This is a genomic window from Neisseria sp. HMSC069H12 (genome assembly GCF_001812735.1).
Lineage (GTDB): Bacteria > Pseudomonadota > Gammaproteobacteria > Burkholderiales > Neisseriaceae > Neisseria > Neisseria subflava.
On record NZ_KV810267.1, the window covers coordinates 19,535 to 33,197 of the forward strand.

Annotated in this window: 15 protein-coding genes and 1 pseudogene; 9 read left to right on the forward strand and 7 right to left on the reverse strand. The window is 53.0% G+C overall.

All coding sequences use genetic code 11. The features are described from left to right. The first annotated feature begins 31 nt into the window (after positions 1–31). Positions 32–841, forward strand: coding sequence for an alpha/beta hydrolase (locus HMPREF2872_RS05090; RefSeq protein ID WP_070631715.1), 810 nt, complete (start codon positions 32–34; stop codon positions 839–841). Between the two features lie 157 nt (positions 842–998). Here HMPREF2872_RS05090 and rsmI read toward each other — a convergent pair whose 3' ends face one another. Continuing rightward, positions 999–1,877 carry a 16S rRNA (cytidine(1402)-2'-O)-methyltransferase gene (gene rsmI, locus HMPREF2872_RS05095; RefSeq protein WP_070631717.1) on the reverse strand — a complete coding sequence of 293 codons (879 nt, stop codon included), beginning with the start codon at positions 1,875–1,877 and terminating at the stop codon, positions 999–1,001. A 65-nt stretch (positions 1,878–1,942) separates the two neighbouring features. Here rsmI and HMPREF2872_RS05100 point away from each other — a divergent pair, with 65 nt between their 5' ends. The 6 genes from HMPREF2872_RS05100 to HMPREF2872_RS05125 all read left to right on the forward strand — a co-directional run bounded on the left by HMPREF2872_RS05100 (position 1,943) and on the right by HMPREF2872_RS05125 (position 5,787). Beyond that, positions 1,943–2,290: a YraN family protein gene (locus HMPREF2872_RS05100; protein WP_003680646.1), complete on the forward strand. Its 348-nt coding sequence runs from the start codon at positions 1,943–1,945 to the stop codon at positions 2,288–2,290. Between the two features lie 4 nt (positions 2,291–2,294). Then, positions 2,295–2,888: a phosphoheptose isomerase gene (locus HMPREF2872_RS05105; RefSeq protein ID WP_070631719.1), complete on the forward strand. Its 594-nt coding sequence runs from the start codon at positions 2,295–2,297 to the stop codon at positions 2,886–2,888. Between the two features lie 73 nt (positions 2,889–2,961). Next, positions 2,962–3,573, forward strand: coding sequence for a BON domain-containing protein (locus HMPREF2872_RS05110; RefSeq protein ID WP_070631722.1), 612 nt, complete (start codon positions 2,962–2,964; stop codon positions 3,571–3,573). Positions 3,574–3,640: 67 nt separating this feature from the next. Next, positions 3,641–4,246 (forward strand): hypothetical protein, encoded by a 606-nt coding sequence (locus tag HMPREF2872_RS05115; RefSeq protein WP_070631725.1) that lies wholly within the window; start codon positions 3,641–3,643, stop codon positions 4,244–4,246. Between the two features lie 63 nt (positions 4,247–4,309). Beyond that, on the forward strand, positions 4,310–5,089 hold the full coding sequence (gene map, locus HMPREF2872_RS05120) for a type I methionyl aminopeptidase (protein WP_070631729.1): 780 nt from the start codon (positions 4,310–4,312) through the stop codon (positions 5,087–5,089). A gap of 404 nt (positions 5,090–5,493) precedes the next feature. Beyond that, entirely contained in the window at positions 5,494–5,787 is a 294-nt protein-coding gene (locus tag HMPREF2872_RS05125) for a helix-turn-helix domain-containing protein (RefSeq protein ID WP_070631732.1), read from the forward strand. Positions 5,788–5,881: 94 nt separating this feature from the next. Here the strand turns inward: HMPREF2872_RS05125 and HMPREF2872_RS05130 are convergent, their stop codons facing one another. The 3 genes from HMPREF2872_RS05130 to HMPREF2872_RS05140 are packed head-to-tail and all read right to left on the reverse strand — an operon-like array spanning position 5,882 to position 8,271. Continuing rightward, on the reverse strand, positions 5,882–6,832 hold the full coding sequence (locus tag HMPREF2872_RS05130) for a YheT family hydrolase (RefSeq protein WP_070631735.1): 951 nt from the start codon (positions 6,830–6,832) through the stop codon (positions 5,882–5,884). Between the two features lie 12 nt (positions 6,833–6,844). Continuing rightward, positions 6,845–7,471 (reverse strand): phosphatase PAP2 family protein, encoded by a 627-nt coding sequence (locus HMPREF2872_RS05135; RefSeq protein ID WP_070631738.1) that lies wholly within the window; start codon positions 7,469–7,471, stop codon positions 6,845–6,847. Next, the gene (locus HMPREF2872_RS05140; protein ID WP_070631741.1) at positions 7,471–8,271 is read right to left on the reverse strand and encodes a competence/damage-inducible protein A; all 801 of its coding nucleotides are present in this window, start codon (positions 8,269–8,271) and stop codon (positions 7,471–7,473) included. The genes HMPREF2872_RS05135 and HMPREF2872_RS05140 overlap by 1 nt, the downstream gene beginning before the upstream one ends. Before the next feature lie 116 nt (positions 8,272–8,387). Here HMPREF2872_RS05140 and argG point away from each other — a divergent pair, with 116 nt between their 5' ends. Together argG and HMPREF2872_RS05150 are read left to right on the forward strand one after the other, a co-directional pair. After that, on the forward strand, positions 8,388–9,731 hold the full coding sequence (gene argG / locus HMPREF2872_RS05145; protein ID WP_070631744.1) for an argininosuccinate synthase: 1,344 nt from the start codon (positions 8,388–8,390) through the stop codon (positions 9,729–9,731). Positions 9,732–9,853: 122 nt separating this feature from the next. Continuing rightward, positions 9,854–10,417, forward strand: a pseudogene (locus HMPREF2872_RS05150) (YetF domain-containing protein). Positions 10,418–10,489: 72 nt separating this feature from the next. Here the strand turns inward: HMPREF2872_RS05150 and HMPREF2872_RS05155 are convergent. The 3 genes from HMPREF2872_RS05155 to HMPREF2872_RS05165 all read right to left on the reverse strand — a co-directional run bounded on the left by HMPREF2872_RS05155 (position 10,490) and on the right by HMPREF2872_RS05165 (position 13,324). Continuing rightward, entirely contained in the window at positions 10,490–10,861 is a 372-nt protein-coding gene (locus tag HMPREF2872_RS05155) for a DUF488 domain-containing protein (protein WP_070631747.1), read from the reverse strand. A gap of 64 nt (positions 10,862–10,925) precedes the next feature. Continuing rightward, positions 10,926–11,708, reverse strand: a complete 783-nt coding sequence (gene trpC, locus HMPREF2872_RS05160) for an indole-3-glycerol phosphate synthase TrpC (protein ID WP_070631749.1) — start codon at positions 11,706–11,708, stop codon at positions 10,926–10,928. 143 nt (positions 11,709–11,851) lie between these two features. Further along, complete coding sequence (locus HMPREF2872_RS05165; RefSeq protein ID WP_070631750.1) at positions 11,852–13,324, reverse strand: malate:quinone oxidoreductase; 1,473 nt, start codon at positions 13,322–13,324, stop codon at positions 11,852–11,854. Positions 13,325–13,663 lie beyond the last annotated feature (339 nt).

Sequence of the window (13,663 nt, forward strand, 5' to 3'; positions counted from 1 at the left end):
TCACGCAACCCATTGATTAAAGCACCCCATCATGCCCATCCGTCCCAACTGGCAAACCGCCACCCTGCTGCAAGCCGAAGAAACCTCCATTACCTCCGCCCACACCGGCCGCACCTACCGCATTCAAGCCGCGACACTCGGCGAGCGTCCGGCAGGCGGCTATCCCGTGCTGTATATCCTTGACGGTGATGCCTTTTTCCCCGCCATCCTCAATATGGCGCAATCCCTGCTCATCAACCCCATCACCAAAAGCCATGCCGCCTGCCTGATTGTCGGTATCGGCTACACCGGCGGCAACATCCGCGACTTAAGCCAACGCGCCCTCGACTACACGCCGCCGCTACCCGACAACGCGCCCGAATCCGAACGCAAACAATACGGCCAAGCCGACCGCTTCAGCCGCTTTATCGATGACGAACTCTCCGCCCTGCTCGACAGCAAATACCGCATCAATACCCAAAACCAAGCCGTCTTCGGCCATTCGTTCGGCGCACTGTACGGCCTCTATTCCCTGTTCACCCGTCCCGAACGATTCCGCCACTATTTACTGGTTTCGCCGTCCATCTGGTGGCAAGACCGCCGCGTACTCGATTGGCTACCCGACATTTTGCCGCAAGGAATCGGCATCCGCCTCAGCGCAGGCGAACATGAGGGCAAAAACAACCGTCCCGACCAAACCAGCCATGGCATGGTCGCACAAGCCAAAATCCTTGCCGGCACTTTGCACCACCTCGGCGCGGATGTCCGCTTTACCCTCTACCCCAACGCCAATCACGGCAACGCCCCGTTTTACGCCCTGACCGACTGCATCGAATATTTGCGCAGCGCATGGCAGCGTTGAAGCAGGTTTGCCAAACATTGAGGCCGTCTGAAACGCAAACTTAGAAGCGTATTAAACCTATTGGATCAATTTTAAATCCTCTAAAATCCAATTATAAAAAGGCCGTCTGAAATCTATTGTTCAGACGGCCTTTGATATACGGTTTGCCAATCAGCCATTATCCCTGCTTTTTCCATTCCAAAGCCAAATCATACAGCGCCTTTTTATTCTCGCCGGTAATCTTGGCGGCAAGCTCGGCAGCCTGTTTGGTCGGCAACTCAGCCGCAAGGATTTTCATGGTGTTTTGCGCCGCTTCAGGCAAATCGCTGTGTTTCTCTTTCACCGCAGGGTGCAACACCAGCACCATCTCGCCACGCGTTTGGTTGCTGTCGTTTTTGAGGGCGGCTTGGATTTCGGCAACCCTGCCGCTGAGGAAGGTTTCAAACGTTTTGGTGATTTCGCGCGCCAAAGTCAAACGGCGTTCGGGGAACTGCGCGGCCATATCCGCAAGGCTTGCTTCGATACGGTGCGGCGTTTCAAACATCACAATCGGAAAATCGGCTTCCACCCATTTGGCCAGCAGCTTTTGGCGTTCGCCGGCCTTAGGCGGCAGGAAACCGTTGAAATAAAAATCGGATTCCGTCACACCGGCCACACTCAACGCCCCCATAACCGCGCTTGCGCCGACCACAGGCACCACTTTAAATCCGGCTTCGCGCACGCGGGCGGCAAGTTTCGCACCGGGATCGCAAACCGCAGGCGTGCCCGCATCCGAAACTTGGGCGACGCTCAGGCCGTCTGAAAGATGGGCGATGATTTTATCGGCCATTTGCTGCTCGTTGTGTTCGCGCACGCTCACGAGTTTGCCCTGAATGCCGTACGCACTCAAAAGCTGGGCGGTAACACGGGTGTCCTCGGCGCAGATAATATCGGCCTTTTGCAGAACGGCCAGCGCGCGCAGCGTTATGTCGGCTAAATTGCCGATGGGTGTGGCGACAACGTATAATGTCTGTTTTTCGATGCTGTCGACGGCTTTTTGCAGGTGTTTTGTGTACATAGATTCAAGGCCGTCTGAAACGGCGTCTCTTTAAAAACAATGATTATATAACGGGTAAACTTTTCATGCGCTTAAACCACAAACAGGGGGCGGCGGCCGAAGATGCGGCGCTGGCATTCCTGCTGGGCAAAGGCTGCTCTCTGCTGGCGCGGAACTGGCATTGCGCCTACGGCGAAATCGATTTAATCGTCAAAAACGGCGGTACGATTGTGTTTGTTGAAGTAAAATACCGCAAAAACCGAGGTTTCGGTGGTGCCGCATACAGCATCTCGCCGTCCAAATTATTGAAATTGCAACGAAGTGTAGAGTATTATCTGCAAAAGCACGGGTTAAACCATGCGCCCTGCCGCCTGGATGCGGTACTGATTGAGGGCGACGGCCAACCCGAATGGATTCAAAATATTACAGGTTAACCTCATGACAACATTACAAGAACGCGTTTCCGCGCATTTTGCCGAGAGCATCCGCGCCAAGCAGGAAGCCGAAAAAGTACTGGTCGAGCCGACCGTACAGGCTGCCGAGCTGATGCTGCAATGCCTGATGAACGACGGCAAAATCCTGGCCTGCGGCAACGGCGGTTCGGCTGCCGACGCGCAACACTTCGCCGCAGAAATGACCGGCCGTTTTGAAAAAGAACGCATGGAATTGGCCGCTGTCGCGCTGACGACAGACACTTCCGCCCTGACCGCCATCGGCAACGACTACGGTTTCGACCATGTATTCAGCAAACAAGTGCGCGCACTCGGACGTGCCTGCGACGTATTGGTCGGCATCTCCACTTCCGGCAATTCAGCCAACGTCATCGAAGCCATCAAAGCGGCACACGAGCGCGACATGCACGTCATCGCCATGACCGGCCGCGACGGCGGAAAAATCGCTGCCATGCTCAAAGATACCGATGTTTTGCTCAACGTCCCTTATCCGCGCACTGCCCGCATTCAGGAAAACCATATTTTGCTGATTCACGCCATGTGCGACTGCATCGACTCCGTCCTGCTTGAAGGCATGTAACCCTTTCTTTTCAGACGGCCCATCCCTTAAAGGCCGTCTGAACGCCCACCCGTCCATACCCAAGGAAAAGGATATGAAGAATATCAAACGCTACGCCCTCCCTGTTCTGACAGCAACCCTCTTGAGCCTGAGTCTGAGCGGCTGCGTCGGCGCACTGATCGGCGGTGCAGCCGTCGGCACCAAATCCGCCGTCGACCGCCGCACCACCGGCGCGCAAACAGACGACAACGTTATGGCACTGCGCATCGAAACCACCGCACGCTCCTACCTGCGCCAAAACAACCGAGTCCAAGGCTACACGCCCAAACTGAACGTTGTCGGCTACAACCGCCACCTGCTCCTGCTCGGCCAAGTGGCTACCGAAGGCGAAAAACAATTTGTTGAACGCATCGCCCGTTCCGAACAAGCCGCAGAAGGCGTGTACAACTACATCACCGTTGCCTCACAAGCGCGTTCGCTCGGCGATGTGACCAACGATACTTGGGGTACATCCAAAGTCCGCGCCTCCCTGCTGGGCATCAGCCCGGCTACCCAAGCACGCGTCAAAATCGTGACTTACGGCAACGTGACCTATGTGATGGGCATCCTCACGCCTGACGAACAAGCCCGCGTGACCCAAAAAGTCAGCACGACCGTCGGCGTACAAAAAGTCGTGACCCTCTATCAAAACTACGTTGCCAACTGATTCACAGGCAACCCGGGGCCGTCTGAATATTCAGACGGCCATTCCTCCAACAATTACCCGACCCATCATGTCCAAGAATAATAAACCCCCTTTCCAACTTAAGCCCAAACACCTAATCCGCGCTTTATTCCTTGTCAGCTTTATCGCCGTCGCCGCCCTTGTTGCCGGCGTATTCAGCACCCTACACTCCGGTAAAACCGACGTACCCGAAAAAAGCCCTGCCGAACAAACCGACACACGCATTGAAGTTTGGCGCCCCAACGGCACAGTCGAACCTGAAACCGTTCAGCCTGCCAAGGACGGCGACGCAAAAACTGCCTCCGGCAATCCTGTCGTCCCACAAAATGAAAAAGGTGAAAAAGCGGAAGAAGGTGTAAAAAACGACCGCGCCGCTGCACACCGAGGCAAACGCACAGAAAACAAACGCACTGAAGCCGACAAATCAGAAAACACACCATCCGACAACAGCAGCCCTGCCGCTCAAAACAAACCTAAAGCAGACAGCCAGCCGGTAGAAAACAAAGCCGCAAGCAACAAACCTGCCGCACAAGCGGTAGAAAACAAACCGGAAAAAGCCAAAGCCCCCGAGTCCAAACCGACTCCGAAAGCCGAGCCTGGGGCAAAACCACAAGCCAAACCGCGCAATAAAGACAATCTCGACAACCTGTTTTAAACAGACGGCACACCCGTCCCGTTCAGACGGCCTCCATGCCGTCTGAAACAAGAAGGAAACCTCATGAACGAAGTCATCATCAAAACCCCCGAAGAAATCGAAAAAATGCGCGAACTCGGCCGCTTGGTCGCCGAAGCCCTCGATTACATCGGCCAATTCGTCAAACCCGGCGTCACCACCAACGAAATCGACAAACTCGTTTACAACTACCACGTCAACGTTCAAGGCGGTTATCCAGCTCCCCTCAACTACGGCAACCCGCCCTACCCGAAATCCTGTTGCACCTCCGTCAACCACGTCATCTGCCATGGCATTCCCGACGACAAGCCGCTGAAAGAAGGCGACATCGTCAACATCGACCTGACCATTAAAAAAGACGGTTTCCACGGTGACTCCAGCCGTATGTTTACCGTCGGCAAAGTCTCCCCGATTGCCCAACGCCTGATCGACGTGACCCACGCCTCCATGATGGCGGGTATAGAAGCGGTCAAACCCGGCGCCACCCTCGGCGACGTCGGCTATGCCTGCCAACAGGTTGCCGAAAATGCCGGCTATTCCGTCGTGCAGGAATTCTGCGGACACGGCATCGGCCGCGGCTTCCACGAAGCACCTCAAGTAGTCCACTACGGCTGCAAAGGTGAGGGCCTCGTCCTCAAACCAGGCATGATTTTTACCATCGAGCCGATGATCAACCAAGGCAAACGCCATCTGCGCATCCTGAACGACGGTTGGACAGTGGTTACCAAAGACCGCTCCCTCTCCGCCCAATGGGAACACGAAGTTTTGGTTACCGAAACCGGCTACGAAATCCTCACCATCAGCCCTGCCAGCGGTAAGCCTTAACCTTGAAAAAACCTTCAGGCCGTCTGAAAACATAGATTCAGACGGCCTGAAGTTTATCCGCATTCTCAATCTAGAAAACCGAATAAAAACTCGAAATTAAGTTTTCACCCAAATTGAATTGTTTAATTATGTAAAAATTTGCTTACGCCATATTTAAGATAAGCGCATAATTTAATGATTTATATAATGAAAATTTACTGAAATAATGAATTAAGAAATATTTACACAAATTATGGCAGACAGCGGAAAACTTCTTTCGAATATACTGTCTAATTATCTAGATCAGTCATTTGCAATACGCCCACATATCACCCCAAAAGCCTACAGGAAAGGGATACAGGCATTCTTGCAGACCCATTTTTATGCCTAGAGGCATGCAACAAATACCACAATAAGGAAGATTCATGAAATCGTTCGAAAAAATTGAAAACATCCGCGATATCCGTAAAAAACTCGGCCTGAACCAAATGGACTTCTGGAGCCGCATTGGTGTGACTCAATCCGGCGGTTCCCGTTACGAATCTGGCCGCAATATGCCTAAACCTGTACGCGAATTGCTGCGTTTGGTACACATCGAGCGCGTAGATTTGGCTAAAGTTAACCGTGACGACTTGGCCGTTGCTTCCCTGCTGAAAAACCGCGACCCTGAGTTGTACGCTTCTCTGAAAAGAGAAGCCAAAGCCGACAAAAGTAAATAATCAAGCTATTCAAAAGGCCGTCTGAAACTCGTTTTCAGACGGCCTTTTTACTTTCTACACCCTAAGGGCATGTCGCATACATGCCCTTTTTCATTTACGGCTGATACTGTTTGAAATAGTCCAACACGGTTTGCGGCAGCCATTGCAGATTCAGACGGCCTTGATCGCGGCTGACAAAGCCGACATGACCGCCGTATGCCGGTTGCAGCAGCGTAACGGCCGAGGACACGTCCCGCTCGGTCGGCAGGGCTTCTGGCGGCAGGAAAGGGTCATTGACGGCATTGAGCAGCAGTAACGGCGTACCCACGCCTTTCAGAAACGGTTTGCAGGAATTACGGCGGTAGTAATCGTGGCGGTCGGCAAAACCATGTAGCGGCGCGGTAAAGCGGTCGTCAAAATCGCCAAGCGTTTTGCAGTTTTGTTGGCTTAAGGCCGTCTGAAACTGAGGAATCGCCTGGGCTTTCGGCAACAGCGAATTTAAAAAATAGCGCGTGTAAATCAGTCGCGTCATGCCCTGATCAAATCGCGTACCGGCCGCTACGGCATCAACCGGCGCGGAAACGACGGCAGATGCGCGTGGAACGGCATTGCTGCCCTGCTCACCCAAATATTTGGCCAGGGCATTGCCCCCCAAAGAAACGCCGACAGCGTAGATGGTTGAATAGCGTCGGGCCAGTGTGTTGAGCATAAAGGCGATTTCGGGCGTATCGCCGAGGTGGTAGAACACGGGCGCGGTGTTTTCTATACCGCCGCAACTGCGGAAATGGGCAACCACGCCGTTCCAACCGCGCTGCTGCACGGCTTTCATCAGCTCGACTGCGTAATGACTCTCGCTGCTGCCTTCCAGTCCGTGGAACAAAACCACCAACGGCGCATCAGGATTGGCGCTGTCGACAAAATCGTAGGCAACTTGGGTTTTGCCGGTACTGTCGGGCAGAAGCTCGCGGCGGTAGTCGGGCGCCTTGCCTTGCAGCAGCTTGGCAAACAGAGTATCGGCATGGCCGTTTCTGAGCCAATAAGGCGTGTTGGGTGAACGTGTATTCATGATTTATTTCTTCTATTTTTCAGACGGCCTGAAGATGATCATATACACCAGCAATGCAGTCAGCGTGCCGTTTGTCCAGCCTGCCCAAACGTCGGTGGGATAATGCACGCCCAAATAAATGCGTGAAAACCCGGTCAGCAGGGCAAAGGAAATGCCGCCTACCCAAGCAGCACGGCGGTAGCGCGTGCGACGGCAAAGCAATATCAACATGACGGCAATGGCAGCGGAAAACGTACTGTGGCCGCTGGGAAAGGAAAAATTGCTCTCCTCAATCAGGCGCTGCCAAAGCAACGGGCGTTCGCGGGCAAACCATACCTTCACAATCAGCATGTTCAAAGTCGGCACCAATGCCGCCAACACGCAAAACAGCGCTTCGCGCTTCTTATCGGCAAAATACAGGGCGGCGGCAACCGCGCCGATCAGCGGCACGGCAATCGCGGTTTTGCCCAGATAGTGCAACACGGTGGCAATCGGATCAAACCATGTTCCCGCGTGGGCATGGACGGCGTGCATCAGCGGCGGTTCAAAAGCGAAGCCGCCATATTGCGCCAGCCAAATGCCGATAATGAGGGTTGGCGGTAAAAACAGCAAAGAGGCAAAAGTCAGTGCGCGTCTGGATTGGGCTGGGGATAAATGCATTATTCCACCGTTTCTTTCAAAGTCGCGCCAATCGCCTGCAAACCCTGCAACGCATCTTCCCACGCCGCATCCAGCAAGCGGCAGGCCTCGCCTTCCGCTTTAATGCCGAACTCGATATGCGGCGGAGTATAACGGCCGTCTGAATCGGTACGGCCCACGGTTGGCAGGCTGTACGAACGGATACCAGCGTAGGTATGTTCAAGATGTTCCATAATCGGCGTAATGCGCGACTCGGGTTGGTCGAACACATACACGCTGCGGCTGCCGCGTTCGGTTTGGTTGAAGCGGTCGGCGTAATAAGTTTCCAATACCCATTCCGCCATCGGGTGCGCCATCACGGGGAAACCGGGGAAGAAATAATGCTCGCGGATGGAAAATCCGGCGATGTTGTTAAACGGATTGGGCACCAATTCCGCGCCTTCGGGAAAATCCGCCATCTTCAGGCGTTGGGCGTGTTCCGGCGAATCGAGCGGTTCGCCGCGTTTCTGGGTCACGCCCTCGATGAACTTGGCTGCTTCGGGATGGCGGACGACGGGTAAATCCAAAGCGGCGGCGGCCGCTTGGCGGGTGTGGTCGTCGGGCGTAGAGCCGATACCGCCGGTAACGAAAGTCGGCAGGCCGTCTGAAAAGCTGCGGCGCAGTTGCCGAACCAGCAAATCGGGTTCATCGGGCAGATATTGCACCTGATTGAGCTTCAGCCCGCGCGATTCCAGCAGGGATTTGAAAAAGGCGAAATGCTTGTCTTGGCGGCTGCCGTGCAGAATTTCGTCGCCGATGATGATGAGGTTGAAAGCGTTCATAAATGGGGTTTCTTCTTGGAGGCCGTCTGAAACATTCAGACGGCCTCACGGCTGACAATATGTCCCATTTATAAGATAATGGAACCCGTTTTTCAAGTCTGAAGGAAGAATTCTCCATGAGCCACAACCACACCATCCTGCAACACCTCCCCATCGGTCAAAAAGTCGGCATCGCCTTCTCCGGCGGTCTCGATACCTCTGCCGCGCTGTTGTGGATAAAACTCAAAGGCGCGCTGCCTTATGCCTACACCGCCAACCTCGGCCAACCTGACGAAGACGATTACAACGCTATTCCTAAAAAAGCGATGGAATACGGCGCAGAAAATGCCCGCCTGATTGACTGCCGCGCGCAGTTGGCACACGAAGGCATTGCCGCCATCCAATGCGGCGCGTTCCACGTTTCCACCGGCGGCATCGCCTACTTCAACACCACGCCTCTGGGCCGCGCCGTGACCGGCACCATGCTCGTTTCCGCCATGAAAGAAGACGACGTCAACATCTGGGGCGACGGCAGCACCTACAAAGGCAACGACATCGAGCGTTTCTACCGCTACGGCCTCTTGACCAATCCCGCGCTGAAAATCTACAAACCTTGGCTCGACCAACAATTTATCGACGAACTCGGCGGCCGTCACGAAATGAGCGAATTTCTGATTGCCAACGGCTTCAACTACAAAATGTCGGTTGAAAAAGCCTACTCTACCGACTCCAATATGCTGGGTGCCACCCACGAAGCCAAAGACTTGGAATTCCTCAACAGCGGCATCAAAATCGTTAAGCCCATCATGGGCGTTGCCTTCTGGAACGAAAACGTCGAAGTCAAACCCGAAGAAGTCAGCGTACGCTTTGAAGAAGGCGTGCCGGTTGCATTGAACGGCAAAGAATACGCCGATCCTGTCGAACTCTTCCTCGAAGCCAACCGCATCGGCGGCCGTCACGGCTTGGGCATGAGCGACCAAATCGAAAACCGCATCATCGAAGCCAAATCGCGCGGCATCTACGAAGCCCCGGGCATGGCGTTGTTCCACATCGCCTACGAGCGCTTAGTAACCGGCATCCACAACGAGGACACCATCGAACAATACCGCATCAACGGCCTGCGCCTCGGCCGCCTGCTCTACCAAGGCCGCTGGTTCGACAGCCAAGCCCTCATGTTGCGCGAAACCGCCCAACGCTGGGTCGCCAAAGCCATTACCGGCGAAGTCACCCTCGAATTGCGCCGCGGCAACGACTACTCGATTCTGAACACCGAATCGCCCAACCTGACCTACCAACCCGAACGCCTGAGTATGGAAAAAGTCGAAGACGCCGCGTTCACACCGCTCGACCGCATCGGACAACTGACTATGCGCAACCTCGACATCACCGACACCCGCGCCAAACTGGGTATCTACTCGCAAAGCGGTTTGCTGTCGCTGGGCGAAGGTTCGGTGTTGCCGCAGTTGGGTAATAAGAAATAAAGCAACCCTGCCATTTGGGACCGTTTCAAACGGGAAAGGTCGTCTGAAATTTAGTTTTCAGACGACCTTTCTATTTTTCCTCAGATTAGATGGATATTTTATGTTTAATTTTGTAAATCAACATCTTAGACAAAGGCAACCTCGCGCCGACCTCCGCCATGGAACAAGTGCAAAACTTTGTACTCGGCGGCATCATCGGCGGCGTGATTTACAGCGACAGCGTCGGCCTGCTGCAATTTTTCCTCGTACTGATTTTGTGGACGCTATTGGTATTGAGCCTGAAATTCATCAAAAACCACAACCGCTGGATCAAATCCGTAATTGACGGCAAATCCGTTTGGACCATCGTCAACGGCGAAGTCCAAGCAGAAGAATGTATGAAAAACGGCATCAGCGCACACGACCTCATGTTCAAACTCCGCGCCGCCGACATCTACGAAATCTCTTCCGTCAAACGCGCCGTCATGGAGTAAAACGTCCAGTTCACCGTCATTCAGTACGGCGACGAAAGCCTGCGCTATCCACTGATTACAGACGGCCAAGTCGACACCGACATCCTCGAAATCATTAAGCGTGATGAAGAATGGCTGCAACAGGAACTCGACCGCCTCCACCTTGAAGCCTCGCAAGTCTATATCGGCGAATACATAGACGGAAAATTGGTGGCACACCGTTATTCTTCTTGATTTGAAAATAGCAGGCCGTCTGAAACCTTGATTTCAGACGGCCTTTTTATATTCAATCCAAACACTGATTTTTTAATCGCGATATTCAAACGTTGTGCCCAAAAATTGAGCCAGCGCAGAGACGTGGGAATGTCGGGGATCTTTGACGGCGGTCAGCAGCAGGATATTGCCGTGTTGCCGCTCCAAATCCAGCAACTGCTTGATGGCGGCCTGCTCGGCATTGCCTTGCAGCTCTTCATGATAACAGCTGACAAAACTGTCAAAATTTTGAGCCGGATTTTCGTGATACCAGCGACGCAGGTTTGCACTGGGCGTAATATCTTTCAGCCAAAGCGCCGTAGCGAAAACTTCTTTATGGACGCCGCGCGGATAGAGGCGGTCGATAAAGACGGCGGTTTGTTTAGAATCGGGTTGATAGGCGTAAATGCGCTGTACGGTAAACATTTTTTCTCGTCTCCAATGGATTCAGGCCGTCTGAAAATTCAGACGGCCTGATGTTTTTTAGGGTTTAAAACAGTTTTTTGACTTCGGCTTCGATGTCGTCGGCACGCATAAAGGTTTCGCCGATCAGGAAAGTATGCACGCCGTGGCCGCGCATGAAATCGACGTCTTCTTTGTTGCGGATGCCGCTTTCGGTTACAACGGTTTTGCCGTTCAATTCAGGCAAGAGGTCGAGGGTTTGTTGCAGGGTCACTTCAAACGTACGCAGGTTGCGGTTGTTGACGCCCCACAACGGCGTAGTCATGTTGCGGCATTTTTCCAACTCGGACGCATCGTGCAACTCCAACAAGACAGTCATGCCCAATTCGTGGGCGACGGCTTCAAAACGCTCAAGCTGCGCTGCTTCCAAGGCGGCGGCAATCAGAAGAACCGCATCCGCACCCCACGCGCGCGCCTGATAGATTTGGTATTCGTCGATGATGAAATCTTTACGCAAGACCGGCAGCGCCACAGCCGCACGCGCCTGTTTCAAATACTCGGGCGATCCTTGGAAATAAGGTTCGTCCGTCAACACGGACAAACAGGCCGCGCCGGCTTTTTCATAGGCAACGGCGATTTCGGCAGGATGAAAATCAGGACGGATCAGGCCTTTGCTTGGGCTGGCTTTTTTGACTTCGGCAATAATGGCAGGCAGATTCTGCGCATGTTTTTCACGGATCGAGCCGATAAAGCTGCGAACAGGCGCGGCAGCCTGCGCTTGGGCTTTGATGTCTTCCAGGGAAATGGCGGCTTTTTGGGCGGCCACTTCTTCTGCTTTGGTGGCAAGGATTTTGTTGAGAATATCGGTCATGGCGTTTTTCTATTGGGGCTGATTTTCGGGTTTGAATCATGCAACATGCTGCCGCAGATTAGATTTCAGACGGCCTGAATGCCGCTATTTTAATGGTTTGAAAAAAGGCGGGCAAGAATGCCCGCCTTTGTGTCTGCTTTAATTTAGTGATGGATACCCAAAACAGTCGCGTTGTGGCTGATGATTTCGTCCGCCAAAGTCGGATTGTCGTTCAGCTTGATACCGTAGCCGGGCACCAATTCTTTCAGACGGCCTGACCATGACTCGATACGGCCAGGGAAGCATTGGTTGACCAGCTTAATCATCAAAGGCACGGCGGTTGATGCGCCTGGGGACGCACCCAGCAATGCGGCCAGCGAGCCGTCGGCATGGGCGACGATTTCGGTACCGAATTGGAGTACGCCGCCTTTTTTCGGGTCTTTTTTGATGATTTGTACGCGTTGACCGGCGGTAATCAGTTCCCAATTGTCAGGATTGGCTTCCGGATAATACTCTAAGAGCGAATTAAAGCGTTCTTCTTTGGTTTTACGCAATTCGCCTAAGAGGTATTTGGTCAGCGGCATATTAGCCCAACCGGCGCGGAGCATAGGATAGAGGTTGTCCATTTGGATGGACATCGGCAGATCCATGAGCGAGCCTTGTTTGAGGAAATTGGGGCGGAAGCCTGCGTATGGGCCAAACATCAGATGACGTTCGCCGTTTACGTTGCGGGTATCCAAGTGCGGAACGGACATAGGAGGCGCGCCAACGGAAGCTTGACCGTACACTTTGGCATTGTGTTGGGCAACGGTTTCAGGGTTGCTGTTGCGGAAGAACAGGCCGGAAACAGGGAAGCCGCCGTAGCCTTTGCCTTCCGGAATACCGGATTTTTGCAGCAGGGTCAGTGCACCGCCGCCTGCGCCGAGGAACACGAAACGGCTGCGGAGGGTCAAATGGTCTTCATGGTTTTCGGTGTTGCAGGTTTTGAGTACCCACGCGCCGTCAGATTCGCGTTTGATGTCTTCAACATGGCGGTTGAATTCCATTTTCACGCCTTTTTCGCGCAGATATTGCACCATTTGACGGGTCAGATTACCGAAATCAACGTCCGTACCTTCGGCGGAGTAGTTGGCGGCAATGGGTTGGCTTTCATCACGACCGTTGACAACCAGCGGCGCCCATTCGGCGATTTTGGCGCGGTCGGTAGAAAACTCCATTTTTTCAAAGAGTTTTTGGTTTTTGAACACGTCGAAACGTTTTTGCAGATAACTGCAATGGTCGGCGTTCATCACCAGCGACATATGGGGGACGGAATTGATGAAAGAACGGTCGGTCAGTTTGCCTTCTTCGACCAAAGTTGCCCAAAATTGGCGGCTGATATGGAATTGTTCGGCAATATTGAGGGCGCGGGTCGGATCGATCGTGCCGTCGGCAGTCAGAGGCGCATAGTTCAATTCGCACAGCGCAGAGTGTCCCGTACCGGCATTGTTCCATGCATTTGATGATTCCAACGCTACATCTTCCAAGCGTTCGATCAGGGTGATTTCCCAAGATGGTTCGAGTTCTTTGAGCAATACGCCCAAAGTGGCGCTCATAATGCCGCCGCCTACTAATACGACATCGGTTGCTTCAGCCATGGTTTTACTCCTACTAAAGTCAGGCATGGTTTGCCTTGTGGTTATCTATCATTATAAACAACTGATTTCAGAGGAATTATTTTTTGGTTTTGTTGTGTGTGAAACTTTTTGCCTGCTGAGTTTCCGAGCGTAAATGGCGGAAGGCAGTTTCGGTTTGGGTTCCAGATTTCAGGTCTTTATAATATGTTATTAAGAATTTAGTAGATTTTACGGAGAAATGCAAAGATTTTCTGTTCGGTTCATATAAAAATAATAGATTAGGCCGTCTAAAAACGTTTTCTTACCCTTTATCTGCCAATGTTTGCCAAGAAAAAAGAATTTTTCATTTCTTTTTTAATT